22 protein-coding genes are annotated in these 24,800 nt (G+C 57.4%); 17 read left to right on the forward strand and 5 right to left on the reverse strand.

Annotated features, from left to right (window positions below):
- The first annotated feature begins 119 nt into the window (after window positions 1–119).
- The 12 genes from xseA (at window position 120) to ACH9L7_RS20145 (ending at window position 15,455) form a co-directional block, all read left to right on the forward strand.
- A complete protein-coding gene (gene xseA / locus ACH9L7_RS20090) occupies window positions 120–1,166 on the forward strand; it encodes an exodeoxyribonuclease VII large subunit (RefSeq protein WP_396614030.1) in 1,047 nt (348 codons plus the stop codon).
- Between the two features lie 2 nt (window positions 1,167–1,168).
- A complete protein-coding gene (locus ACH9L7_RS20095) occupies window positions 1,169–1,351 on the forward strand; it encodes an exodeoxyribonuclease VII small subunit (RefSeq protein WP_264783312.1) in 183 nt (60 codons plus the stop codon).
- Window positions 1,352–1,561: 210 nt separating this feature from the next.
- A complete protein-coding gene (locus tag ACH9L7_RS20100; protein WP_089699213.1) occupies window positions 1,562–1,810 on the forward strand; it encodes a hypothetical protein in 249 nt (82 codons plus the stop codon).
- Window positions 1,811–1,816: 6 nt separating this feature from the next.
- On the forward strand, window positions 1,817–2,239 hold the full coding sequence (locus ACH9L7_RS20105) for a hypothetical protein (protein ID WP_089699215.1): 423 nt from the start codon (window positions 1,817–1,819) through the stop codon (window positions 2,237–2,239).
- A 30-nt stretch (window positions 2,240–2,269) separates the two neighbouring features.
- Window positions 2,270–4,006 (forward strand): hypothetical protein, encoded by a 1,737-nt coding sequence (locus ACH9L7_RS20110; protein ID WP_396614031.1) that lies wholly within the window; start codon window positions 2,270–2,272, stop codon window positions 4,004–4,006.
- Window positions 4,003–4,863 (forward strand): hypothetical protein, encoded by an 861-nt coding sequence (locus ACH9L7_RS20115; protein ID WP_396614032.1) that lies wholly within the window; start codon window positions 4,003–4,005, stop codon window positions 4,861–4,863. Before ACH9L7_RS20110 ends, ACH9L7_RS20115 begins: the two co-directional genes overlap by 4 nt.
- Window positions 4,864–4,865: 2 nt before the next feature.
- Window positions 4,866–5,927, forward strand: coding sequence for a hypothetical protein (locus ACH9L7_RS20120; protein ID WP_058827480.1), 1,062 nt, complete (start codon window positions 4,866–4,868; stop codon window positions 5,925–5,927).
- A 6-nt stretch (window positions 5,928–5,933) separates the two neighbouring features.
- Window positions 5,934–7,055: a hypothetical protein gene (locus tag ACH9L7_RS20125; RefSeq protein ID WP_396614033.1), complete on the forward strand. Its 1,122-nt coding sequence runs from the start codon at window positions 5,934–5,936 to the stop codon at window positions 7,053–7,055.
- Window positions 7,048–9,255 carry a VirB4 family type IV secretion system protein gene (locus tag ACH9L7_RS20130; protein WP_396614034.1) on the forward strand — a complete coding sequence of 736 codons (2,208 nt, stop codon included), beginning with the start codon at window positions 7,048–7,050 and terminating at the stop codon, window positions 9,253–9,255. The genes ACH9L7_RS20125 and ACH9L7_RS20130 overlap by 8 nt, the downstream gene beginning before the upstream one ends.
- Window positions 9,248–13,066 (forward strand): ATP-binding protein, encoded by a 3,819-nt coding sequence (locus ACH9L7_RS20135; protein ID WP_396614035.1) that lies wholly within the window; start codon window positions 9,248–9,250, stop codon window positions 13,064–13,066. The genes ACH9L7_RS20130 and ACH9L7_RS20135 overlap by 8 nt, the downstream gene beginning before the upstream one ends.
- Window positions 13,063–13,947 carry a DNA primase gene (locus ACH9L7_RS20140; RefSeq protein ID WP_396614036.1) on the forward strand — a complete coding sequence of 295 codons (885 nt, stop codon included), beginning with the start codon at window positions 13,063–13,065 and terminating at the stop codon, window positions 13,945–13,947. The genes ACH9L7_RS20135 and ACH9L7_RS20140 overlap by 4 nt, the downstream gene beginning before the upstream one ends.
- Window positions 13,944–15,455 (forward strand): primase-associated protein, encoded by a 1,512-nt coding sequence (locus ACH9L7_RS20145; RefSeq protein WP_396614037.1) that lies wholly within the window; start codon window positions 13,944–13,946, stop codon window positions 15,453–15,455. Before ACH9L7_RS20140 ends, ACH9L7_RS20145 begins: the two co-directional genes overlap by 4 nt.
- A gap of 125 nt (window positions 15,456–15,580) precedes the next feature.
- On the opposite strand, the gene ACH9L7_RS20150 is transcribed toward ACH9L7_RS20145, so the two are convergent.
- Entirely contained in the window at window positions 15,581–15,886 is a 306-nt protein-coding gene (locus ACH9L7_RS20150; RefSeq protein WP_089699232.1) for a hypothetical protein, read from the reverse strand.
- Window positions 15,886–16,254, reverse strand: coding sequence for a hypothetical protein (locus ACH9L7_RS20155; RefSeq protein WP_089699234.1), 369 nt, complete (start codon window positions 16,252–16,254; stop codon window positions 15,886–15,888). Before ACH9L7_RS20155 ends, ACH9L7_RS20150 begins: the two co-directional genes overlap by 1 nt.
- Window positions 16,255–18,203: 1,949 nt before the next feature.
- On the opposite strand from ACH9L7_RS20155, the gene ACH9L7_RS20160 reads away from it, so the two are divergent.
- The 4 genes from ACH9L7_RS20160 to ACH9L7_RS20175 all read left to right on the forward strand — a co-directional run bounded on the left by ACH9L7_RS20160 (window position 18,204) and on the right by ACH9L7_RS20175 (window position 21,089).
- Window positions 18,204–18,626 carry a hypothetical protein gene (locus tag ACH9L7_RS20160; RefSeq protein WP_396614038.1) on the forward strand — a complete coding sequence of 141 codons (423 nt, stop codon included), beginning with the start codon at window positions 18,204–18,206 and terminating at the stop codon, window positions 18,624–18,626.
- A 122-nt stretch (window positions 18,627–18,748) separates the two neighbouring features.
- Window positions 18,749–19,039 carry a hypothetical protein gene (locus ACH9L7_RS20165; protein ID WP_396614039.1) on the forward strand — a complete coding sequence of 97 codons (291 nt, stop codon included), beginning with the start codon at window positions 18,749–18,751 and terminating at the stop codon, window positions 19,037–19,039.
- A complete protein-coding gene (locus tag ACH9L7_RS20170) occupies window positions 19,039–19,368 on the forward strand; it encodes a hypothetical protein (RefSeq protein WP_396614040.1) in 330 nt (109 codons plus the stop codon). The genes ACH9L7_RS20165 and ACH9L7_RS20170 overlap by 1 nt, the downstream gene beginning before the upstream one ends.
- A gap of 308 nt (window positions 19,369–19,676) precedes the next feature.
- Entirely contained in the window at window positions 19,677–21,089 is a 1,413-nt protein-coding gene (locus ACH9L7_RS20175) for a hypothetical protein (RefSeq protein ID WP_396614041.1), read from the forward strand.
- Window positions 21,090–21,161: 72 nt separating this feature from the next.
- Here the strand turns inward: ACH9L7_RS20175 and ACH9L7_RS20180 are convergent, their stop codons facing one another.
- The 3 genes from ACH9L7_RS20180 to ACH9L7_RS20190 form a co-directional block, all read right to left on the reverse strand.
- Window positions 21,162–21,974, reverse strand: coding sequence for a DUF6036 family nucleotidyltransferase (locus ACH9L7_RS20180; protein WP_396614042.1), 813 nt, complete (start codon window positions 21,972–21,974; stop codon window positions 21,162–21,164).
- Window positions 21,971–22,894, reverse strand: a complete 924-nt coding sequence (locus ACH9L7_RS20185) for a helix-turn-helix domain-containing protein (RefSeq protein WP_396614043.1) — start codon at window positions 22,892–22,894, stop codon at window positions 21,971–21,973. The genes ACH9L7_RS20180 and ACH9L7_RS20185 overlap by 4 nt, the downstream gene beginning before the upstream one ends.
- Before the next feature lie 389 nt (window positions 22,895–23,283).
- Window positions 23,284–24,258, reverse strand: coding sequence for a hypothetical protein (locus ACH9L7_RS20190; protein WP_204365854.1), 975 nt, complete (start codon window positions 24,256–24,258; stop codon window positions 23,284–23,286).
- Window positions 24,259–24,446: 188 nt separating this feature from the next.
- Here ACH9L7_RS20190 and ACH9L7_RS20195 point away from each other — a divergent pair, with 188 nt between their 5' ends.
- Window positions 24,447–24,602, forward strand: coding sequence for a hypothetical protein (locus ACH9L7_RS20195; RefSeq protein ID WP_160163089.1), 156 nt, complete (start codon window positions 24,447–24,449; stop codon window positions 24,600–24,602).
- The last annotated feature ends 198 nt before the right edge of the window (window positions 24,603–24,800 follow it).

Here is a 24,800-nt window from a genome sequence, read left to right on the forward strand (position 1 = left end):
AACTACAATTCGATTCAGACATAGATTCGCTTGAAAGTAGAGTTAGGGGACTTGGTGTCGCACTATCCTCAACGACTGTAGATATATAGTTGTGGAGAGTCAATCAAACGACGGATCAGATGGGAAGAACCTCCGAAGCCGACGCTGACGTGGTCGAACCCTCTAGAGATATCCTTTCTGTACAGCAGCTCAATCAACGTATCTCAGATGTCGTAGATACATCCGAACCGCTCCAGGATGTCCGCTGTTATGGTGAGGTCACGAATCTCGGTGGGAGTAGTGCAGCCCTCTACTTCACGCTCACCGACGGCACACACGAGCTTCCGTGTATGCTCTGGCGGAGTCGCTACCGGAACATGGACATCGAACTCGAGGATGGTCTCGAAGTCATCGTTCACGGTGACATCGATTACTGGGTCGAAGGTGGGAAACTCGACATCAAGCCGTGGCGGATCACAGTCGTCGGCGAGGGGGAACAGGCTGCCGCTCTCGAACGTCTCACATCTGAGCTCGAACAGCGCGGATGGTTCGATGACGAGCACAAGAAAGACCCACCGAGATTTCCTGACCGAGTCGGCGTCGTCACTTCCCTCCAGGGCGATGCCCGATACGACATTCAGGACTCGGTCCACAGTCGAAACTCTACGATTGACCTCGTAATCAAGGATGCGAGCGTCCAGGGGCCGAACGCGCCGACGTCACTCGCAAACGGAATCCACTATCTTGACCGCAACCAGGACGTCGATTCCATCATCGTGGGTCGAGGCGGCGGAAGTGACACCGACCTGATGGCGTTCAACCACGAGGCCGTCGCAGAAGCCATCTTCACGTCTAACACCCCGGTTGTCGCCGCCGTTGGTCACGCAGAAGACCGGACAATAGCAGGACGCGTTGCGGATCGAAACGCGATCACGCCGACCGACGCTGGGGAGTACGTTACTGCTGACGTGGAGCAGTTCCTCTCTGGCGAGGTGGACGGGCTAGAGCAAGAATTGGAAGCCGCCTACGAGTCGTTCAGGCGGGAGTTCGAACACGAAAGAGAACTGGAGCAAGCCGCAGCGGAGGCGGGTGGGCCAACAGGAATGAGCCCAGCCTACTACAAGGCAATCATCGCGGTCCTCATCGTGCTCCTGCTGGTCGTGCTCGGATTGTGGCTGTTCACGTAACCATGGCTAAAGACACAGAAATCTCGGAGAACGTCGAGCGAATCAACACCCTCATCGAGCAGCTGGAATCCGGTGACCATTCGAAGTCAACTGGGGAGGAACTCTTCCAGGAGGGACAGGGTCGGCTTGCGAAGCTCCGCGAACTCGTCAACGATGGGGATGGCGAGATTATCGAGCTGGACTGACGGACCTGCTCTGAATAACTTAACCAACGCAAGGCGGCACTCCGCCAATCTTGTTGGTTAAGATGTGTTCGATGCTGTCCTCCGGCCAAACCCTCCCGATCTATTTCTAGCTTAGTAACACTCGCAATATCCAGAAAGTATTTATTTCTCATCCAAATACTCGGTCAATATGTACCACGACTCCGTTGGTGCATACCCATACTCGCACGTATGATAACCCGGTCAGTCACCATCGAAGACATCGATGACCTGTACCTGATGTGGAACGACCACATCAACGCCTCCGCCCTCTATCGCCGCGCTCTCCGGGAGGAAATGGAAGTCCGCGATGTCGACCCCGACGACCTCCGCACCCTCCTCGAACGGGCCCGCGAGCAGGGCTACACGAAAGAAGAAATCGCCGACGAGACCAACCGGTACGCCGATCTGAAGGCACTCGTCGAAGACGCAGAGGAATAACCCGCTATGACACAGGACAGTACAACCTCCGAGACGTCTGAGAATCGTACTGACAATCAGTCCACGGTAGTGAGCAAGGTCCCCAGACAAGCCGTTCTCACCGTCGCACTGTTGACCCTGTTCGCTGTCCAACCCGCCGCAGCACAGACCAGCGCGGTCTGTAGTGCGGATAACCTCCCCAGCATGATTGAGGGGTTCTTCCAGCTCACCACTGGACTCGGCATCGTCGGCCTTGCCGTGGTCTGGCAGGCTGACTCCCTCATCGAGATGTTCACCCTCAACCCCGAGCAGAAGAAAGGACTCAAGCGCCACAAGCGCTCTGCGATGAAGTCTGCCGTCGTCCTCGTCGTCCTCGGCCCGCTGTACACGGTTGCCGGGTCGATGATGGGCCTCCCGCTGGCGCAGTGTGTTGACCTCGTCCCCTGGTAAGCCACTCCACCACCCCGTCGCGAGCCCCCTATGGAACAACGAGAGCTCTCCGTGCTCATGGCCGTCCTGTTCGTGACGAGTCTAGTCACGGGTATCGTCACAGCAAGCCCACCACGGCCGGGTACGGAAGGAAATGGGCTCTCTGAGAACGAATCTGCGACCCTCTGGTCTCGCGATGCGGATAACTACATCAGTCAAGAGGAGTACCGCCAGCGCTACGGTGACGAGCGGACGGCCATCCACCAGCTCGCGAATGGCACGGATATAACGTTCAAGCGGCCGCCCGCGACTGCCGCAACCTGGACCCGAAACGATTTCGAGGATCTCGACGCCGGTGACTCGGATACGTCCGTTCATCCGCCCCACGCATCGCTCGAAGATGGCGTGTTCATCGCGGATGCCCATGCAACCGTATTCGCGGTTCAGCCGTCGACGCGGGGCCACCTCGAGTCCGGCGAAACCCCGCTCTACATCGCACCGAATGGGACGATGCGCGGGTTCGTCGATTACCGCGTCCGTGTTCCAAACGGGAGTTCCTCGGGGAACAGGACTGTCGAGTGGTCGCTTACGAACCACGAGATCGAGGAAGTTCGGCTGCAGAAAGACGGGGAAACCATCGCGAGGACCGATGGGTCGCACACGCCGGCCATCGACTACCAGATCGACGACGACTGGAGTGCAACCCTCACACTTGAAGCAGAGATCCACGTCCGGCTGAAAAAGACGATACGGACTAACGTGGGGAACAGCACCGACGTCGACGTCGTCTACCGTGAGGAGACACGAAACGTCTCGGACTCGATCGACGTCGAGATCTACGACCTCTCTGCGTACCCCTACTACGCCGAGTACCCCAACGGCGATGCAGGCGTTGCCATCTTCCAGTCTCGGCCGTGGCAAGGCTACACTCTCACCGACGAGGGCAACGCGAGTGTGCGCGGTGTCTGGCGATTCTACACTGCCCGAAACACCAACTGGGACACGCTCGTCAGGTCGAATCGAACCGACAGCGCCGAAGTCGAATCCGATGCACTCCCCGTGTACGTCCACGCGTATCCCTCCCGAATCGGACCGCGTGCGGAACCCGTTCGCGACGGCCCGGAAATCATCGACACCTGGGGCACGAAACGTCCCTCTCCGCTGGGGACCATCGGCGAGAACGTCAACATCGAGGTCGTCAACCAGTCTTACGAGACGACGTACGGTGTCGCCGTCCGTGCCGAGAACGTCGACAGAGAAGCACTCCACGTCGCGGGCATCGTCCGCGGTGTGAACGCATCTATCGTCGAACCCGACGCCGGTTCCGAGCGGCAGCTTCGTCGCAGCAACCTCACGGTGGAGGTTCTTCAACAAAACCAGTCACAAGCGACACTCCGGATCGAACTGCGTGACAACCAGACTGGCGCACCGATCGTCCTCAACGACAGCGCCCGCCGGTATCCCATCGGGGGTAGCCCACGCGATGGCTACATCACCATCGCCAACCGGGAGGTCGAGACCAACGTCTCTGGCGTAGCCATCGTGACGATTACTGAACCCGGCATCTACACCGTCCGATATCATCCGGGGTCGTGGCTCGGACACAATCCGGCCTACGTGAGTGATACGGCGACCGCCCGGTGGCATCCTCTCGGAACCATCGACGGCTGGTTCGCGTTCATCTTCGAGGCCGGCTGGCAGTTCATTCCCTTCTTCGTGATGTTCTACGCTGGACGCCGTCTTCTCCGAATGCTTGGCCCAGAAGACATCTTCCAACGAGATCCATGACCAGAAACCATCCACACATCAGTCGACGAAACGCCCTCCGAACAGTTGCAGGCGCGGCGCTTGCGAGCGTGGCTGGCTGTCTGAACGACGGTGGAAGCTCCGGAACTCCCAGTGACGGGACAGCCACTACAAACAGCCAGGGGCCGCTCACGCGAGTCGCCGTCGAGGGCACGACGCTCGTCGTCGAGCTCTCGGCAGAAGCCGATGTCGACCAGGTCAACCTCATCCAGCCGAACGGAGAGCTGTTCGGAAAGCGCGACGTGGCTGCAGGGGCCCAGCAGGTCTCATTCGAGATCGGAACCGCATACCAGCCCGGCGAATACCGCGTGGTCGCACTAAAAGGGGAGGAGAGTGTGGTGGAGACTTCTCTTCCCATACAACCGAGCCTCAGCATTGTAGAGATGGGTATTGGCAGGAATCAACCCGAGAAGATGTGGGACGGTTCGAGCGACGAAATTGCTGAAGAGGCATTCGTGACTGTTGAGAACCGGGGTAGCGGCCCAGATGCGATTACGAAACTTCTCTTCCTCGGTGACGTACCGTATCCCTCTGACGAGGGAGGAACAAATTATGCGAACAACGAAGACGTTAGCGGAATCTACGATCCTCAGTCTGATTCTGAGGTGAGCGAGGTCATCGTTGCAGCAGGGGACCAAGTTACGATTTACAGTTCTCGATCTCCCTTCGCGTTCGTTCCCGGCTCAGGGACTTCGTGTAAAGACGAACAGCAGAGTGGCGAGTTCGAACTCATCCTCGAAACACCAGTAGAGGAGGCTCAGCTAATCAAGAACTACAACATACAGTATTCGGCCTCAACAGAGGCAGACAACTGTGAAATAACGATTAGTGAATCGTAACTATGGTTGATCTAATCGACGTCGTCCTCGAGGGGTTCAAAGAGGTCGTCAACTGGTTGATCGGCCTCTTCATGGAGGGTCTGCAGACCGGATATGATACCCTCACGGAGGAAATGTTTGGAACCCCGACACCACAAACGGATGGGACGTTTGTATTTGGGACACCCTCCAATGCTCCGTGGCCTGCGATACAAGACGCCCTAGTTGGTGGCGAGATTATGCTAATCTCGTTACTCCTGTTGCTGATGTGTGTTCAAGGACGGCACACAATCCGAATTTTCAACATTGGAAGCGCATACGAAGCGAGGCGGACGAAGAAAACCGCCTGGGTCGGAGCCTTCCTCATCATTACGTGGTACTGGGTCAGCATTCTGTGCCTCTACATCGTTGATGGGTTCACAATTGCTCTGATGCCGAGCCTCAGCTCGTTAGGAGATGCGATGCTCAATTTCTTAGAAGTCTCTTTGAGCAATCCAGCACTTGCCTTCGTCTTTGCTCTGGTTGGTGGACTCTCGATGTGGGCACTTGAGGCCCTCTACTACATTCGAGAAATCCTCCTCTACGTGTACGTGTATGGAATGCCGATAGCGTTCGCCCTGGGTTATGGGAATATCCCCGTCCTCTCCGATATCTCGATGGGATTCATCAAGCGGTTCGTGCCGCTCGCAGTCCTTCCCCTCCCCGCAGCAGTAGTCTTCAAAGGATACGATCTACTCTACTCCGAAGGCGCGCTTGCCCCCGGTAGCGCATTTCTGAAATACCTCGTAGCCGCGTCGCTACCACTGATCGCTCTCTATCTCACTTGGAAGACGTTCAAGTACGCGACTCCGCTGACTGCAAAGGTCGTCGGAGGCGCGACGAAGGGGGCGGCACTCATCGGTGGAGTCGCAGCGGGTGCGTACGTCGGTGGCGCTGGCGTCGCGACGACCGCGGCCCGTTGGGGACCCAAGGCGGCTGCTGGTCACGCTGTCGCGCAGAAGGCCGCAGCTCGAGGAGAGAGTAGTGACGAAGAGAACAGTACGCCGTCGTACCGGCGGACCGAGAACGACCCTGGAATCTACTAAGCACCCATGTCGATGGATCAAGACGCAGCCGCACGGCGCATCATGGACCAGTTCGGCGAAGAGAGTCGAATCCCCTACCTCAACATTGAGGAGGGGGACGTCGGCGTGCTCATCGCCTTCCCGATCATCGGGCTGTTCGTCGCTGGTCTCACTGGAATCGAATCGCTCGCCCTCCCGTTCGTCGCAGGAGGGTTCGGGTTTGGCGTTGCCGTCATCTACGTCTCTCCCGACCACCTGAACGCGTGGACGTGGACGAAGGACGTCTATCGCTACGCCAAGCGTCCGCGAGTAACGTTCAGTTCCCCAGAAGAGCCCGAGAGTACCACGAACGAGACAGAGCGAAACGAGGGCGGTCTCGCGAACTACACGCCGTTCAAACCGGACGAGCGAACGCAGGACCTCACGAACGTCAAGCGGGCGTGGCCCGGTGCTGGAGCAATTCAACGGACAGACGGCACGATGGAAGCGTTCATCGAGATCGACCCGGGGAATATGGACTTCGCCATGTCCGACGACTGGGCACAGCTCCAGGAGGCCGGGGAAGAGTTCGCCAACAAGGAACTCGACTCGAAGCTCAAGCTCCACGCGACAACCCAGTCATTTCCGGTGGAACAAATCACCGAGACAATCGAGGAGCGGCTCAACGACGAGGACGTCAAGCAGAACCCGATCTTCCGGGAACTCCTCGAGGAGTACCGCGAGACGCGTCCCAAAGAGATGCGTGACCGAGGTATCCAGCAGGTCCGCTACTACATCGGCGTCGAGGTCACGCCGCTCGAAGTCTACGACAGATACCGAGACGAAGGTACACCTGCCGAAAAACTGACGCAGTTCCCCGTCATCGGGTTCCTGTTCAATCCGTTCGTGACCCGTCGTGAGGACCTGACGGATGTCGAGCGGCGGGCGCAGATGTTCGAGAAGCTGGACAGCCGCGTCAACGACGTTCGCGCCGAGTTCATCCAGCAGGCCTCTGGCTGGTCTGCTCGTCGACTCAGTACGGTCGAACTGTTCGTCCTGAACATGGACTTCTGGAACGGGAGAGAGCACGACTACGACGAAGCAGAGCGTGTTGTTCGCGAGCAACCGATCATCGGCCACTCGCGCCGAGAGGATGAGACCAATGCGTAACGTCGTCCTGCAGGCGGGGAGTGGGCCCTTCACCCAGCTCACAGAGTGGCTACTGAACCCAACGTCGCCCGAAGGTGCGGCGATTTACCTCCTGTTGGTTGTGGTCCTTGGAGTCGTCGGGAAACTCCTCTGGGACCGCCACACCGCCGACGAGGAACCCGAAGTCGACTTCTCGGACGTCCTCGACGAGGAGACGCTCGAAGAGGGGCACGCAGAGGGACAGCTCCTCGACGACATCTCCGAGTCCCACAAGACAGTGACCGCGCCGGCAGCCATCGAGTGGGAGACACGAGCCGCTCGGGTTGGCGAGCAGTGGACGACGACGCTGTACATCGCTGACTACGCCGACTACCCGAACGACGGCTATCTGAGCGACCTCTTCGAGTTGACCGACGTCGAGTTCGACCTCACAGCGCACATCACCCCGAAGAACCAGCAGCGGGCACGGAACGAACTGCAGGACATCGCTGACGACCTCCAGGTTGACGCGGATCTGGAACAGAGTGTCCGCAGTGCGTACCTCCAGGAGCGAGCGAACGAAGCCGCTGCGACATACAAGGCCGTCGAGAGTGGTGCGAACGTCTTCGACCAAGGGATGTTCGTCACGGTTCGCGCCGACGACAAGGATGACCTCAGGGACTCAGTCCAGAAGGTCAAGAGCGCCCTTCGCGACGACCCGGCAAACCTCACGCCGAAGACTGCGATCTGTCGGCAGGACCTCGCGCTGCAGTCGGCCGCTCCCATCGGAGACAACGTATTCGGGCGCGAGTCAATCGCCCTCGGTGGGGCCGTCGGCGCACTCCTTTCGTCGCCGCATAACGCGACCATCCTCGAAGAGGGCGGGGTCGAGTTCGGTATCCACAAAGACAACCAGAGCCCGGTCGTCATCGACCCGTTCGCCCGTGACAACGGGTATGCGATGTTCACCGTCGGCGATACCGGGTCTGGGAAGTCGTTCGGCTCGAAGCAGAACTTCATCCGCTCTATCGAGCAGAGTAAGGACCGCATCGGCATCATCCTCGAACCGCTCAACAACTGGGCAGGCGTCTCCGAAGCACTTGGAGCGAAACGCATCACTGTCGGTGGGACACTGGGACTGAATCCCCTGGAGATTCGCCAGACGCCCGACCACGTCCAGCGGGCGATGGGCGAGGACGCGAGCCCGTTCAACGAGAAGCTCGACGACGCCATGAGCTTCCTGACGAATTTCTTTGCACTGCGTGGTATCTCACTCGGTGACCGCCGGACGACGCTCGAACTCGGGCTCAAGCGGGCCTACAAGCGCAACGACATCACCGACGATATCTCGACGCACAGCAACCCCAGTCCGACCATCCGAGACATGATGGACGTCTTCGAGGACATGGTCGACGACGCAGAGTCGTTCGTGGTCCGGTCCGATGAGGAGGCCGGGAAGATCCGCGAAGACGCGACGTGGCTTCTCGACCAGCTTCGCCCCTTCGAGGAGGAGGGCCGCCACGACAACCTCGGGAAGTCTTCGGAGTTCGACATCCGCGACGAGAAGGTCATCTACCTTGACCTTGCACAACAGGAGGGCAGCGTTGACAGCAGTACGGCGATGACGATGCAGTTGCTCATCTCGCTCGTGTACGAGCGGGCGAAAGAGACTGACAAGGAGGTCGTATTCGTCATCGACGAGGCACGCTACATCATGCAAGACGCCGCGAGCCTGGCGTTCCTCGAGACGGTGTTTCGCCATCACCGCCACCACGACCTCTCGATTCGGCTCGTCACGCAGACCGTCGACGAGTTCTTCGAGCACGCTGAATCCGAGGCCATCCTCGATCAGTGTGCCGTCAAGCAGTTCCATCGCCTAGACGGGATGGACGAGCAGTGGGCCGACGAGTTCGGCCTGAACTACGCACAGATGCGCTACGTGCAGGACGCAGTCCCCGGAAACGAGGACGCTGGCTTCTCCGAGGCGCTTGTCGGCGTCGACGGCGAGTGGCGCGGTATCAAGGTCGAAGCGATGCCCAAAGAGAAGCAAGTCATCGACTTCGACCCGACGACTCAGACACGGGAGTCACTCCCCGGCGCTGGCGAGGAGGCGGTCGATACGGACGTACAGCAGTTCCGTGAGGAGCTGGAACAACAGGCCACGAACGGACAGTCGAAAGAAGCCGAACCCGCCTCTGCAAAACCTGATGGCGGGGCGATGGAGGGGGAGGACGATGCGTGAATATCTCCGAGTCACGCCGACATCCGAGGAGCTTGAACCCGAGGGAATTCCTCGAGTCCTCGAAAGCCTGCACAAACTGACGACGGCAGAGATGACGGGATTCGCGCAGAAGCTGAACCCGCTCCACAGTAAGACACCGCCGAGGTTCGAGTTTCTCGCATTGAGTGAGGGAGCGGACGACCCTGTCGAATTCTTCTACGGCGTCGACGAGCATCGCGATACACTGGAAAAACGGCTCCGTTCGATCTACCCCGAGACGTTCGACATCGAGCGTGTCGACGTCGACGTGGCCGCTCGGCTCATCCAACCAGTCGAATTCACACGAGCCGAGTTCATCGAACACTACGAAGCAGGGCATCTGCAGTACGAATTCAGCCCCGGCGAGCAGTACGAACTCGACAGCGAGGACCGTGATCAAAATCACGCGGCGGCGACTGAAGCCTCCCCATTTGCAGATGGAGGTGCCATGGTCGATGCATCCCCTGGTCACTTCGTCGAGGTCGGTGGGATCGCCCTCAAGCTTGCACCACCGAGTGCAATCCCGGACGAGAAGCCACTGACGACGCTCGAAAAGCCAACCGAGACTGCGGAGGGAACGATTCTCGCTCGGCCTACCATCGACGCCATCTCGCCAGTTGGCGTGCGCTGGTCCGGTTCAGCCACCCGGAAGAAAGACTGGATGACATCGCTGACGCCCTTCGCCGCTGGCGATGGCGACGACGGGTTAGTGGCTGTCGACCAGCCCGGTGCGACACTGGCGTCACTAGTGGACCACCTGATGGAGGCAGCCTCACCCGTGGCGTTTCAGGTCGTGTTCCAGCGTCGGGCGAGCTGGCAGTCCGACGCAGAGGTCAGAAAAGAGGATCTCGTCGACGGACGGGACACCTTCTTCCAGGAGGTCGTGGGCTCTTTCCTCGAGGTCGAAGACCAGCGGAGCAATCAGGACGAGAAACAGCTCAGCGAGTCAGTCGCCAAGCGCATCGAGTACATCGACGCGAAGAATCCCAAGCGGTCGTACACTGCCAACATCAGGGCAATCGGTGTTCCGACCGACGACGAATCTCACGACGAACTCGCGGCCCAGATGAACTCACTTCGTCCCGTGTTCGACCCGGTTGACGGCCCCTATTACGAAGTCGAGGGAGAACGACTCCGTGCTGGTGGCTTCCGAGAAAAGACGAAGGAGAAGAACGCACGGACTGCCCTCCGGCGGCTACTTGACCGAGAGATTACGACCGGGAGAGGCAAGACCCAGCCTGATTTCGTCCTCAGTGGAACGGAACTCGCAAACTTCGTCTTGGTTCCTTCCTCCGAGCAACTCACAGTAGAAGGGACACGCGGAACCCGCGCTGAACAGCAAAGTCGGAACCCACTTCCGTGGCCCAATCCGGACCTGATTCAGCAGTTTCAGGAGGGGATGGCGATTGGGTATGCGCTCGATGAGAACGGAGCTCCCCAACCGGACCCGATTCGGATTCCGCCCAAGCTCTTGACGACGCACTACGGCCGGTTCGCATCGACCGGCGGCGGGAAATCGAAGGCAATCATCAACGATGCGCTGTCCCTCCGTGAGACGACCGGCGGCCCCGTTGTGGTCGTCGATCCGAAAGGCGACGGCATGTGTGCCAACTACCTTCGCTGTCACTACGACCGCTTCAACGGGCTAGACGACGTCTACCAGTTCCGCGTCCCGGAGACTGTCCCCGCGTTCTCCTTCTTCGATATCCGGCCCGCGCTCGAAGCCGGGCGAAACCGCGAGGACGCCATCCAGGACAAGGTTGACCACTTCCACGACATCCTGCGGATGATCATGGGCCGCGAGCAGTACGGACAGGCGTTCGTCGCCAACGAGATTCTCAGTTACCTCATCAAGGCCCTCTTCGACGAGGAGTACGGGAACGACGACGTCTTCGGCCTAGACGATCTCTTCGCGGCAGCCCTCCGGATGCAGCGAGAGCGGACTGTCCCGCCGGTTTCGGCAGACAACAGGAACGTCGAGGAGTCGCTCACACGGCACTTCGCGAAGGATGACCACCGGTTTCAGGTGTCGATGGACGCCGTCGGGAACCGCCTCGATAAGCTCAGAGAGGACGCACACCTGCGACGGATTTTCAGCCACGTCCCGGAACAGGACGATACCGGAGAGTACGTTGACAACCGATTCGACTTCCGCGAGTTCCTCGACGAAGACGCCACGATCCTGTTCGACTTGGGAGATCTACGTCCGGAGGCACAGCGAGCGATCACACTCCTCCTGTTGAGTAACCTCTGGGACGCAGTACAGGTGCGTCGACGTGACGGGAACACGGACTACGAGAACCTCACGAACCTCATCATCGAGGAGGCAGCCCCCGTCGCATCAACGAAACTCGTTTCCGAGCAGTTGCTTCCACAAGGGCGGTCGTTCGGTCTGAGCATGGGACTGGTGATGCAGTTCCCCGGGCAGGTCCGAAATCGGAGCGAACGCGCCTACGACGAGGTCCTCAACAACATCAAGACGAAGCTCATCGGGAACATTTCCATCGAGCGCGACCTCGCAGAGTCGCTAGCCCACGAAGACTTGAGCCCGACCGACCTTCGGAATCGTATCAACACGCTCCCCAGCGGGGAGTGGATCGCGCAACTCCCGAGTCCGTCATTCGGGGAGACGGGGCCGGCCCCGTTCTCGGTGAAGCCACTCCCGATAGCAGCCGGCCATCCAGAGAGCGACGAGCCACTCTCTGTCGAACAGGAGGACCACTTCGAGACCGTGGCCCTCCCACGGCTTTCGGAGCGAACACAGGCCCGATATGGGCTTGCAGAGACTACCAGCGAATCGGAGACAGCCGAAGACAAGGGCTGGGGAAGTAGACCGAACGACGAAGGTTCGACATCCGTAGACTCGACTAGCCCTACGGACTCGGCGCAGTCGTCGTTCATCGGACAGGCAACCAGTGGTTCGGCGGCCGCTGAAGAGGAGGAAGAAAGAGACGCGGACACAACCTCGCTGTTTGGAGATTCCGGGGCAACTGAGCCGGAAGAACCAGTCAGTGAAGAAGCGGAGACAACTGTCGAAGAGAATGGGCCGTCACCAGTACAGGCAGGTGGTGTAACCGTTCCAGATGACGAACTCCAGCGGCGCGGACTCACGCACGACGACGTCCGATTCCTAACCCGCATCCTCGAAGTGATGAATGGTGACGCACCAAATCACAGACTCTTGGATTCAATGAGTTCGTTCAAGAACGACTTTGAGGATCTGGATGTGCAACGGCTCGTCGAGCAAGACCTGCTGGAGGAAGGTCGAGCGTGCGGTCGGAAGTACTACACCGTCCTCCCGGCAGGGCGAGAACTCCTCGGTCAGAAGCTCAAGGTCGGTCCTGGTCAGGGGGACATCGGTGAGAAGACACCGCACAAGGTCGGTGTGAAGCTGCTCGAACTGTGGTTAGACTCCCGCGACGACGTCGCACAGGTCGAGCCGTACTACGAGTACGATGAAGAGACGGTGTTCGACGTTGTCGGTCTCGATGCTGACGGGGAACTCGTGTGGGTCGGTGAAGCCGAACTCGCGAGTAACAACAAACACGCGCCGGTCGACGACTACGACAAGCAGAGCACGGCGGACGCGAACGCTGTCTGGGCGTTCAACAGACGCGAGACGGCCGTCGAGGTGCTGGACCGTCTCGCAGAAGCCGACCGGATAGAAAGCAGCGTGAGCGGGCGTGCAGCCCGGTCTTTCTCGGACATTCGAGAGGCCGTTGAATCGTTCGATGCGGCTGGGCTGACGACGATTCGGAGCTTCAACAAACTTGACCAGGAGTACAACACATGACGTGGCGCCACGCAACCCGCGAAGAGATCTACAGGTACTATGCAGAGGAGTTCCCCTCGTACGTCGACGAACTCCCGTCGTTCATCACCGCGAAGGGGCCGAAACAGTACGCACTCGCGTTTCAGGAGCCACACCCGGTACGGAAAGACGGAGTCCCAGACAAGGACTTCATCCGTCGAGATACGTGGCAGACGAACGTCTCAGGTGACCGGACCACGGCAGCGTTCCACGACTTCGACGACGTCCTCGAGTTCATCCGCCATCCAGCACGGAACGATCCACTTGGGCGGAGCGACTTCGCGCTCGCCGATCCTGATCTGCTCGACAAACCAGACCCACGTCCTGATGCGGTCTACTACGCCCTCGATCACTGGGAACGACCGTGGGTGCTCCTCATCGATATCGACGCGAAAACAATCGCCCGAGAGCGAGCAACACGGGCAGTGTCGGACGAGGATGGTTCGGGAGACAGTGAGGAACTGCTCGATTCCACGGGTATTCTCGACGCAGAGCCAGCAGGTTACCCGTATGCCTTCGAGGATATCGAACGGGCCATCGAGTACGGTTTCGAGGTGCGAGACATCTTCGAGGACGACTTCAACGCCGAGGAGACGATCGTTGTGTACAGCGGCCAGGGCGTCCACGTCTACCTCCTCGACAGTGATCCATCCCATGGGTACGACGCCAAGAGTCGGGAAGTGCTGAACGACCTTCTGCAAGACACCTACGAGATTCCCATCGACCCAGTGGTCACCGCCGACCGTCGTCGAGTCGCCCGACTGCCCTACTCGTTGCACGCTGACGTCTGTAGCATCGTCATGCCAATTGAGAGCCCAACCTTCGACATCCGGTCTGCGACACCGGAGATGGTCAAGGAATGACTCAGTCGACGCCTGTCGAGGACGAGCGTGCCGCCTATCGCGTTGCAACGCTCCCGCTCGAATACGGCACGAGCTGCGTCAACCAGCTGTTCACGCGGGGCTACAACCGCTATATCGTCGACGACGAAGAGCAACCAGAAGATTTGTTGAACGATCTCGAGCGATTCGGGACAGCGGCGTTCAAAGAAGACGTCAGGGCCAACGCCGCAGAGGAACCCTTCGTCGACGAGCCCGGAACGCTCGCCGTTCTCGCGACGTTGAGCGCAGTCTGCGTCAAGGCGCACCCGAAGTTCGAGCACGCCCCACCGCGAAAGGTGCAGGTCCTCTACGATATTCGCGAGCTCTACGTCAACAATCTCGCCTCCCTCCTTCGAGAATTCGGTGATGGGAGTCTCCAACAGGATATCGCAGAGGTGCTGTACGCGAAAGACCCCGGAGAGGATGGTCCGCACCCTGGTCGCGTTTGTACAGGGATCAAGGAGATGCCCGAGTTTGGTGAGGGGTTGTATCTCGAAATCCCGATGGCTGCGGCGTCGAGGGACTGTCTCGTTCACGCCGACCCCGAGCCAGGAGAGACCGGAGAACTGCACACTCGCATCAAGAACAACTGCCTCTACGTACCGGTCGGTGATTTCGACACGAAGTATCGCGAGTACGCCAGACGTGCGTTCAAGAGGCTCCTGCGAGTCCAAGAGGAGAACCTCTCCGAAGACCAGCTGACGTGGCTAACGACGAATGAGTCAGCCATCACAGAACGTATCGACCGCTTCATCGAGACGGGACACCACGAACGAATCTGGCGAGACTGGAACCCGGGTGAACGAACTATCCGTGTGCTCCGGGACGCGATTCGAGACGCTCCAGACGAGGTCGTCTCACTGGGGGAGTTCCACTCGGCGAAGGAGCTGTTTGAAGCAGTGGAGGCGTACGATCCGGAAGCGGGCTGGAAGCGAGACGTGTGTAATCGCATCTCGAGTCCTCGGAGTCTCGGAAACCTTCTCGCATCCCAGCGCGACCACCGGAGCCTGACCATTCGAGAGCACGGAAATACGAACCACTATCGGATTCAGGAGTCTTCACGTGGCGTCCAGACCCTCGACGTCGAGGCAATCGAGGACCTGTTCGAGCTTCCCTGTATGGCGAATATGGCCGAGCGCCTCCACGAGAAGAAGCCGGTCCGAAAGGACCTGTACAACTTCGCCCGGATGGTGATGTGGCTTCCCCAGTACCAGGATAGTGACCTCGAGACGATTGTCGCAGACCTCAAGGACGTCTTCTCGCGGTGGCCCTGGTACGACGAACAGGTCACCGATTACCAGATTCGCTACGAGTTCTCGAACACCATTGGAGGCGACACCCCGCTTCCGATGAACTGTGACAACGACGATATGCAGCGGTACTGCATCGGCCAGGAGCAGTGCCCCTACTCGATCTGGGGGAGCCTTCCCTTCCCGGATGAAATGTATGACCAACTGGATGAAGACGGGTCTACGGGAGAGGAATTCTAGCTTTGAGCATCGGTACTCGCGTCCAGGGCGAGGTATCTCTGGCGTTCAATTTGGCAATTAGTTGAAAAAGAGTTCTCGTCCACCTCCCGCGCCTCTATTTTGACGAAAAGGGGGGTAGTGACCCCTCACTTCTCGAATGCCTCCACATAGGCACCCTCGCCGAGCAGCAGCTGAATCTCGTCGAAGCGTTCATACGGGTGATCGAAACCGTTTAGCTTGTACCGGGTACCCTTTTCCAGCTTGATATCTGGATCGTACACCACGAACGGCCGGACATCGTCACTCGATAGCGATCCGTCACGAAGCAGTCCCTTCTGGTAGGGCTTGTGGCTAGCCAGGTCCTGAATGTGGGTCACCGTTGCGATGACGAACACGTTGTCACCGGAGCCGTCCATCTCGTTGAGCCGTGTCCGACCCTGTCGAACTGCCATCAGAACCACCCCCCACTGACAGTTATCTTTCCGTCGACCGGGTCATCACAGCGGGGGCAGGCATCGTGCTCAAACAGATCCACCAGACACCCACACTCACACCGTCGCATACTCGTCGTGTCCATCCGGTCGTGATCCGCATACAGCACGGTCACCACGTGCCACGCCTTCACCACCAGCAGCATGTCGTACTCAGCGTGGTAGAATGCCGTATCGCCGTCAACCAGCGAATCAACTTCAAAGGTATCGTGGATCGCGGCCGCCAGTGGTTCAGGCTCGTCAACGCGGACTCGCTTTTCCCACTGCTCAGCAGCGTGGTTCGTAATCGTCGGTAGGCAGTGCTCGAAGGTCAGGTTTTTCGTACTCATGATAATCTAGCTCCGATGCTTCGTTCGTCGCCTGGACAGCGTTGCCACTCACCAGTAGACGAACAGCGCATCAATCTCGAGGGGGAAGTCGGTCCTCAAACCCCAACTCAACACGCGCTACTAATTGCTCTCCTGGAGCACTGTTGACGCGTTGTAGGGGTTCTCAGTGGGACCGTAGGTCCCTGAATCGAGTAAGAGTCTGCATCTCCGCTATGGCTGGAAGCCCAAAGGGGTTGAACGCGGGCGCGAATTCGCGCACGATACCATACGCTAAGCGAAGGAGCATCGCTTCGAATTGCAATGGTACTAATTCTCGTCGCCTAATGGCGACAATGCTCTCAAAGCAGTCGAATACGCTCCGAACCAAATGGTTCGATGCAATTGTAGGGTCTGCTCCGGCCACTGGCCGTCACCGACCGTCTCCCTCATGTGATGGTATTGTTGCTGAAAGACATATAAAAGATAATCAACTTATAAGTTATATATGAGTTACTGAATGATTTTGAAGGGTAGAAGGGGGGTAATCTCGATGACTTGCAGGTATATTAAAGAGAGGTGACACGGAACGCTGTAGCAGATGCGTCGGGTGGTTCGGGTTCCGAAACTGGACGACGAGGAAGCGGCTTATCGAGATAGATCCATAACGCACAACCAGCAGACCTCGAAGGCAAGCGATGAGCACCCGCCACTCGATTACCGAGGAACAGACGCGCCAGATGACGCTGCTGCAGATCTTCCGCCGGCATGGGACGTGGAACTCAGTCCGTGGTCAGTTGGCTACGAGCCGATTGGTGCAACGTCGATTGGGGTCGAAGCAGAGCGAAGGAAGGCCAGTCGGTTCGCTCGATTCAAAGTTCCTGAGACACGACTCGCACTGCATCAAGAAGGACGACACCCATCAGATGGAAACCAAGCATCCCGGTTAGCGACAATCGACAAGAAGCGGATTACGCAGGCCTACTGTAATCAGCTGGACGTTCCACGACACCTGCAAGCGGATGCAGTTCGCGGGATGTTACTATTAGATCTCACAGTATTCGGCAACCAGAAACGAATCGAGGGTATCGCGCTGCTGGTGATTGAGCTGATAGTCGATTACGAGCGCCGATATCGACGACGAGACGCAGAGGCTAGTCGGATGGCCGAAAATCCCAGATTCAAATATCTCATTCGATCGGCTGGCCTCGTTCCTGGGAAGGTAAAGCTCGGTCGAAAAGTGAAATCTGAACTCATAGAGAAAGACTTCTTTGAATCCGATGCACCGGGGCTATCCCCACGGACAGCTGTAGGGCACGACAACCGATAGTACGACGAAAACCAGAGTTCACTGGTACTGAGATTTTCAAGTCAGCACCATTTCTCATAATGCGCTCGTTTGGGATTTCAGCAACGACTCAGACCCTAGCCCCACAGAAACCTACCACAGTATCTATATATCTCTGAGAGAAGTGCGCAACCCTGTCTAAAATCCCGTCATGCACTTTTCAGAGCTTGTATCGCCTGATTTCGAGAGTGACGGGGAGGTCATCTGCAGAGGCATCAAACGAGCCATCAATTTCCTTGGTTAGATGCTGCCCAAGCCTGCTCACACTAGAGCACCAATACCCCCGAAATCGAGTGTTTCACCCCACCGTCAAGCACAATTCTTCCCAACCACCGCATTTTCTGGTTCGTCGAGGACCCTATTACCGCCTGAGAACTGCCCGACACCACTATAAACTAATCTGGGCTGGTCATAATCCACTCTGTACCTTCCAAATCATCCAAAGGAAGGCTAGGGTACACCGGTGCAAACGCCGCTGGCTCTCTCCGGCCGAAGGGCCATCAAACGACGACCGTCTCTAGCCGATATATCAGAATTCACTCACTAGATGGGAGTGCGATCCGCGATGGAGTTTGTCGCCCCCGAGAGGGACGAGGGGGCTGTCGTAGGCACCCACTCAACAACCATGTCTTCTGAACACGAGCAACAGCGATCACGACTCCCTAGTGAGCACACTGAGCAACCGAGCGAAGAACCGTGGGCAGATCTCGAACTGACGCTCCCTCACAACAGAAGTCCGACTGGCATCGTCTCATTCGTCGAGTGCGCACTCGTCGAACTCACCCACGAAGACGTCGGAGCCGAGTTCGTCTCAACGAGCGTAGCGGGCGTGAAGCGGACACAGTTCATCGCCGTCGACGACATCGGTCAGCGGTTCAAGAAGCGGTATTTCGACGAACGTCTCGGCTGGCACGAAACGACAGTCAGCCGTGAAGCGGTTCGTGAAGAGTTGGTCAACCGACTCTTGCGGTCTTCCTTGGATCGAACCGACGAAACGCCGAACACTGACCCAGACACGTTCCACGTGAAGCCCGTTCATCAGTTCTGAGCCCCCACGAGTTAACCAACATAGAACTGCAGTCTTCCGCAGTGTTGGTTAACGGCGTGCAGCGAGTAGTTTGTCCGCGCCTGAGAGGCCGAGGCGCGTAGATTCGCGCCGACGTGATTCCCATGCCCGGTACAGACGCACTCGACGATGCATCAGCCGACCACGAACAGTTTGAAGCGGAACTCGTCGCACAGGATCAAGATGCCGCCCGCGTCTCGGTAGCGGATATTGACGAGAGGAGAGCCCATTCTCTGGTCAATGACCTCGTCGACGACGACGTCATCACTCCCATCCCCGACGAACGGGTCCTCGTCCACGAGCCAAGCGACGAGGCATTCGACTCGATACTCCAACTCGCGGTCTTCCATCGAGGCTGGACCGCCGCTTGCGACACCGACGAGGGAGGAGAGTGATGCAACAGACACTTGCTGGCTGTGCCTTCTGCGATGCGGTTCCCGGTACAGACGCGGGGGAGGCACATACCTGGGGAAAAGACGAACGAGTCACACACCCGATCTGCGTCGACTGCGCGATCCAATCGAATCCCGGTCCCGACGAGCGTGACCATTACGCCTGCGATAGCTGTGGTCTCGTCGTCGATGCGCTTGCAGCCCTCACACGGTTCCGTGTCGAACTCGGCCACCTGGAAGGCCCACTACAGCTGTGTGCGAGATGTAGTCCCGGTGGGCCAGCGGCGTACTGGACGCGGGACCTAGACGACCATCTCGTTAGTGAGTCTTGATACAGAGTCGTAGTCGGTCAGAAAGTGGTGGAGACGGCTCTGTTGAAACACTCATCTTCTGATAATTTCTTGGGCTGCGCTGAATATTGATTACGCGCCTACCACTCATCGCGTTACGAAAGGTGATAGCAAAGGTGAATGGCTAGTGACCTGGCTAAGCAGTGCGGCTGCTTGTTAAATTCCAACTCGCAACGAGCACCCTGAGGTTTGTATCTCCGTCAACTTGACCCGCCGGCATCTACCCCGAGTTGTAATGAACCGCTCGCCCCACCGCAAAGCGTTAGAAGCCACACTAGGATGAGGGTGGTATGACCATTGTCTACCGGTTTCGCCCAATGAGGAATTTAATCGGAAAATATCGTGAGCTTGAGCAACAGGAATTGGCACTTTCCTCACCGCGGTACTTTAACGATCCACTTGAGGGATATCAGGATGTGTTTTGGGAAGGGGATGAAGTCCTGTGGGAGAATCTGCTCCGGCATTATCTGTTGAATCTCCATCGGGCGGCCATAATCTGCAGGCTCTCTGATAATGACGAAGATCTTGATGAATATGCTATAGATCCCAAGCTAACCCGTGACGACCTCCCTACCGATGATTATCGCCAGCAATTCAATTCCGTTTGTCAGTCCTTTTTCGATGAGGGAGGATTTGAAAGAATCCCTTCAAGTCTAGCTTCCCTGCCAAAGCCGCTGAAGAGGAAAAGCCTGCAACTGTTCTTGTCGGTTATCCATCATTCGGCGCTCGCATCTGTATTGGATACACTGCGGAATTCAAATATGATTCCTGAAACGTGGCCCAAGGTCACGAATTCAATAGACTCAGACACCGTTGTGGAAATATTAGATGGCCTTTCTGCCGCCATGGATGAGGAGGCCGAAGCACCAGGGATAGAGTTCATCGCATCGCACGTTGGCCCCCTCGGTTCGCACACGTTCCTACAGCGGGCGTTGGAGACTGAAGTCGACGAGCTTGAACTGCACACAAAGAAAGAAATCCTCTTGTTCGCGTCATTTCCTGGCCGATACGTTAGGCAAATCTGTGATTCGCTCATCCATCCGAATTGGCACACGTTATGCTTTTCCAAGGAGTGCACAAGTCCGTCCATGTGGGCTGCGTATGCAGACGAACACCGAGGCGCTGCTTTGATGTTCCACACAGACGGCCAATCCGATGGGTCGTGGGCAGAGCTTACTGTGAATGGAAGGACCGGATGGCAGGGCTCGGAACCCATAACTGGGCAGATTCAAGCGCCGCTGTACGCTGTTGACTATGAATCCCCTCCACCCCAGGTGGACTTCTTTCAGTTCTTAGGTACACTTCCACGTCCGAAGCTCATGTCGGCATGGCATTCCACACCGGACGGAGATACCAGCCCAATTGTGGACGAGATCTTGGAGGACGAAGATTCCTGGCGTGAAAACCTGTGGGATCACTTCCACAGTATGTCAACGACGAAACTGGAGCAGTGGAAACATGAACAAGAAATACGCATGGTGTTACCCGATCTATTAGGTGTAGAAGATTCTCATCGGAAAGTCACATATGATTTATCCCAACTTGCAGGAGTTGTATTTGGCCTACGGACTAGCCTTGAAGACCGTTTTGAGGTAATGCGGATTCTCACCGAAAGCAGCCAAGATGACGATTCCCCGCCTGTCGAGTTTTATGAGATGGTTTTCGACGGCACGAGCTTCCGGAAGGTGAAACTTGCCGTATGATGGCGTTTATCAAGTAACCTAAACCGAATCACGTTTCCCGCGGCGGTTCAATTCGACTGTTGATCTGTGCTCTCAGACCGTCATTGAGCGACGTTCTACGCGCCCATCGGTCAACGCGACGGCGTCTTTCTCTTCCAGCCGCCTCACAATCTTCTGTACGTCCGCTGCAGGCCAGTCAAGCTCCTGTTGCAGGTCAGCTACCGACTTCGGTTCGTCAAGCGCGTGCAGCACCTCCAACTCCTCGTAGACGTGCTCGGTGATCTCCGCCACGGGGCCGTGCAACGGCGTCGTCACGTTGTGTTGGTCGGTGAGATCGGTCAACGCTTCGTTGACGTACGTCACGAACAGCTCTTGCTCCAAGAGTTCGACCTGCATCTCGAGTTCTGCTTCGACGACGTCGAACTCGAGGCCGGTCTGCATCAGCGAGAACATATCCTCGATATCGTCCACCCGACCGGCAACCGCTTTGAACAGGAAGATATCTTCTGGACTCACGAGCTCGACCACGAGATTCCCTGGGTCGAGATACTGTTCGCTCCGCTCACGGATACCTGGAGACAGAATCAGCTTGCCGATCACCTGCTGGTTGAAGACGTCGATACGACACCCATCATCGTTCTCGAGGATTCGCTGGGCACCAAGTTCTTCGTACTCTTCGTCCGGCTCCCGGACGATATCGTACCCCAACTCGAGGAGCACCGCTTGTAGCTGACTCAGATCGTCGCCGGAGGAGACGATGAGGTCGATATCTTTGGTCGTCTCCTTGAGTCCGCGAAAGGCCATCGACCCACCGCCAATCAAGAAGACAGTAAGTGGGTTGTCCAGCTGCTGGCCGATGCGCTCGAGTTCTGAGCGGATGTATGCGCTATCGAATCGCGCCCTCATGGAGCCACCTCGTACTCCTCAGCCAGTTCCTGGAAGTCCTCCCACTCGGGAAGTCGGGACGTCCGCTGGGCACCGCTGGTGTCGAGATACATGTAGAGGTCGTCGACGACGTCGTCGACGCCGTACTTGGTGGCTTGGGCTAGAAGTTCGTCGCGGTCGACGTCGACGTGACTGAGCAAGAGTAGACAGTATGACTGCATTCGTGCGCCCGAATCGATTACGAGCATGTGACAGCACAACATCTCCGGGGAGAGCTCGCTCGTCGCCTCCGAATAGAGGTAGTACCGACGGTCACGTGCCAACAACGGGAGGCCGTACCGCTGGAACTGGTCTGGGCCTGTCGGGATGAAGTGTTCGTCAGCGATTTCAATCGTCGTCTGCACAAGGAACTCGTCGAGAGACTCCCACAGAATCGTGTAGGTGTCGGTCTGTTCTTCGACAGTCTGACGGTGGACGTGATGGGCAAGCTCACGAGCGAATACGCTCAGCTGTTCGAAGCCGTCGTTCAGTGCGTACGCCCCGTCGTCGGTTTGGTAGACGAGTCCGCGATGCTGAAGCGGGGCAAGTGTACGGTGGACGGTGCTTCGGTGGACGTCGGCGCGACGTGCGAGTTCGGTCGCAGTCCGTGGGGTATCGAGGAAGTAGCACACACGGAGGGCTGCCCCTGACAACAGCTCCGGCCAGTCGATGTGTGAATACTGCTGTGTGAGGTTCGTGAGTAACTCGAGGGCCTTTGCGTCCGACAGTCGAATCCGCTTTGTTTTCCCCTGTCGGCGTGCCTCGACGAGGCCAGCCGTTTCGAGGCGTTCGACGAGTTCTGACGTGTAGCTAAGACTCCGATCGAGATTCGTCGCGAGTTCAGAGACCGTCTGCTCACCGTGGAGGGCAGTAAGGGCGCGAACCTCGCCTTCTGTGAGCATACTGTTGCATACTAGCGAACCAATATATAAATCACTTCGGTATTTTGCAACGCAGAGTTGACTCTATCAAGGACGTAGGCACAACAGATGAAAGCCCTCGGCCGTTCACGGGCGACGACGCCGCCCGTTAGCTCGGGAGAGTTTTGCTCTCCCAGCGCTCAGCATGCCGCGACTACGTGAGACTGCGTCTCACCTGCTCCTGTTCGCTTCGCTCACTGGAACCCCGCTGCGGTCCTCATGCCTGCGAACTTTACGGGTTCAGGGGACGTTCAGGGCGACTCGCGCCGTGGTCTCGGGAGACGCAGTCTCTCGGGAACCGAGACGGTCTCCTCCTCACTGAGTCCGAAAGGATGTCGGCTGTGTCAACTAACGGGGAAGCAGCCGAGTTACTATTGGACAGATGTGATTCCCTTCGACTCCCGCAACTGTTGATGTATTCTCTTGGCTTCAGTTAAGAGTGCGTCTGCAGCCTTATCCGGGGTGTTGACGACACCGTCCAACGCTGATTCCATCGTTTCCTGAGAGATATCTTCTGCTAGAACGCGTAGATCAGGGTCGCCAAGCTCAGATGCAATCTGCTTTTGTTGACGGTCGATTGAATCGATTTGCGATGGGGAGAGAACACCGTGAGCAAGAAAATGGATGTCCCCATCTCGAACAAGAGAAATCGGGCTAACCGGGGCAGAATTTATCAGACCTTGGAGGTCGTCTACGCCCAACATATCGTCAACTACCTCTGACGCTGTCTTCCACCCGTTATCGAACTCTTCAGTGTTAATAGCCGAGTAGACTTCGTCAATATTCTTTCGTGTGGCAAAATAGATTCCAGATGGGAGGCCATTGTTGGGCTGTTCGTCGACCAGATCTTTTGCCCACTGCTCAACATCACTATCGCTATCGACCGATTCAGGTACTTGACTTGGAGGGATTATTTTCAAAGCCCCTGCAATAGCTTCCGCATTGTATTCGTTATTGAGCTTATCTTTGAGATACGTATTCTCGCTGTCTTCACCCTTATCGGCGGCAGCAACAAGAATTATTGACAGAGAGTTCTCTTCCTGATATCGTTCGACCAGCATTTCCCGGTCGTATCCCTTTCGCTCCATAAGGTCGAGGACACGTTTTTGCTGTTCAAGTCGTTCTTCAGCAGCCTCCTTGTCCCTTTTTTCGGCATTTGCCATTTGGCGAGCCTCGGCCTGTTCTTTTTGTGCTCGCGCGAGAGCATGGATTAATTCCTTCCGCTCTTCTCGGTCGTCATCATCCTCCCCAAGATCAAGTCCTAGCTTAGACAGAATGTTTTGCACGACCGTTTTTACGGTCTGTCCAATAGCTTTCGACGCGATCAGTTCCCCAATACCAAGCACTAGCGTTGAATATTCTCAAGATGTGTCTTATAAGTAGTCCAACCGTAGTGAAAGTGAAAATATGTATTGAGAGGACCTTCTAGGAGAAGCAATCCGATACCGTCTCCTCAAGTGTAATGTCGTGAGGATGCGCTGGCTAGAGTTCGATCACCCGAAGCCTATTCACTCTTTGACACACTGCTAGAATCATGGTGAATATCAAAGAAAAGAACGGCGCAATTCTAATCACAGTCAACGGCCGCCGCGGGCCAATCCACCGGTCGGTGTCAGTCGAAGATGCCGAGGAGCTGCTACAGGATTTAGAGACCGCAGTTGACTCCGCGAAAAAGAATAACTCCGCCTGAAAGTGCACTCGTGATAGTGCCACTATCCACCAGAAGCCGAACGAGAAGCTCTCGTGGTTGATATTTCAGACACATTTTGATCGGAACGCGGGGTGTCGCTGCGGGCATACGAACATTCTCCTTGAAAGCCCTCGGCCGCTCGGCATCCCGCGACCACCGCTGCGCTCCTCGTGCCTGCGGTGCTTGCGGGGCCGGGGG

The sequence above is a fragment of the Haloferax sp. S1W genome, from assembly GCF_044593955.1.
GTDB lineage: Archaea > Halobacteriota > Halobacteria > Halobacteriales > Haloferacaceae > Haloferax.

Bases quoted from the DNA above. Each gene is read 5' to 3' on its own strand.
- ACH9L7_RS20095 (WP_264783312.1), top strand. From the start codon at position 1,169: ATGGCTAAAGACACAGAAATCTCGGAGAACGTCGAGCGAATCAACACC.
- ACH9L7_RS20160 (WP_396614038.1), top strand. From the start codon at position 18,204: ATGTCTTCTGAACACGAGCAACAGCGATCACGACTCCCTAGTGAGCAC.
- ACH9L7_RS20140 (WP_396614036.1), top strand. From the start codon at position 13,063: ATGACGTGGCGCCACGCAACCCGCGAAGAGATCTACAGGTACTATGCA.
- ACH9L7_RS20175 (WP_396614041.1), top strand. From the start codon at position 19,677: ATGACCATTGTCTACCGGTTTCGCCCAATGAGGAATTTAATCGGAAAA.
- xseA (WP_396614030.1), top strand. From the start codon at position 120: ATGGGAAGAACCTCCGAAGCCGACGCTGACGTGGTCGAACCCTCTAGA.
- ACH9L7_RS20185 (WP_396614043.1), bottom strand. From the start codon at position 22,894: ATGCTCACAGAAGGCGAGGTTCGCGCCCTTACTGCCCTCCACGGTGAG.
- ACH9L7_RS20155 (WP_089699234.1), bottom strand. From the start codon at position 16,254: ATGAGTACGAAAAACCTGACCTTCGAGCACTGCCTACCGACGATTACG.
- ACH9L7_RS20105 (WP_089699215.1), top strand. From the start codon at position 1,817: ATGACACAGGACAGTACAACCTCCGAGACGTCTGAGAATCGTACTGAC.
- ACH9L7_RS20135 (WP_396614035.1), top strand. From the start codon at position 9,248: ATGCGTGAATATCTCCGAGTCACGCCGACATCCGAGGAGCTTGAACCC.
- ACH9L7_RS20145 (WP_396614037.1), top strand. From the start codon at position 13,944: ATGACTCAGTCGACGCCTGTCGAGGACGAGCGTGCCGCCTATCGCGTT.
- ACH9L7_RS20125 (WP_396614033.1), top strand. From the start codon at position 5,934: ATGTCGATGGATCAAGACGCAGCCGCACGGCGCATCATGGACCAGTTC.
- ACH9L7_RS20180 (WP_396614042.1), bottom strand. From the start codon at position 21,974: ATGAGGGCGCGATTCGATAGCGCATACATCCGCTCAGAACTCGAGCGC.
- ACH9L7_RS20120 (WP_058827480.1), top strand. From the start codon at position 4,866: ATGGTTGATCTAATCGACGTCGTCCTCGAGGGGTTCAAAGAGGTCGTC.
- ACH9L7_RS20165 (WP_396614039.1), top strand. From the start codon at position 18,749: ATGCCCGGTACAGACGCACTCGACGATGCATCAGCCGACCACGAACAG.
- ACH9L7_RS20195 (WP_160163089.1), top strand. From the start codon at position 24,447: ATGGTGAATATCAAAGAAAAGAACGGCGCAATTCTAATCACAGTCAAC.
- ACH9L7_RS20130 (WP_396614034.1), top strand. From the start codon at position 7,048: ATGCGTAACGTCGTCCTGCAGGCGGGGAGTGGGCCCTTCACCCAGCTC.
- ACH9L7_RS20110 (WP_396614031.1), top strand. From the start codon at position 2,270: ATGGAACAACGAGAGCTCTCCGTGCTCATGGCCGTCCTGTTCGTGACG.
- ACH9L7_RS20100 (WP_089699213.1), top strand. From the start codon at position 1,562: ATGATAACCCGGTCAGTCACCATCGAAGACATCGATGACCTGTACCTG.
- ACH9L7_RS20115 (WP_396614032.1), top strand. From the start codon at position 4,003: ATGACCAGAAACCATCCACACATCAGTCGACGAAACGCCCTCCGAACA.
- ACH9L7_RS20170 (WP_396614040.1), top strand. From the start codon at position 19,039: ATGCAACAGACACTTGCTGGCTGTGCCTTCTGCGATGCGGTTCCCGGT.
- ACH9L7_RS20150 (WP_089699232.1), bottom strand. From the start codon at position 15,886: ATGGCAGTTCGACAGGGTCGGACACGGCTCAACGAGATGGACGGCTCC.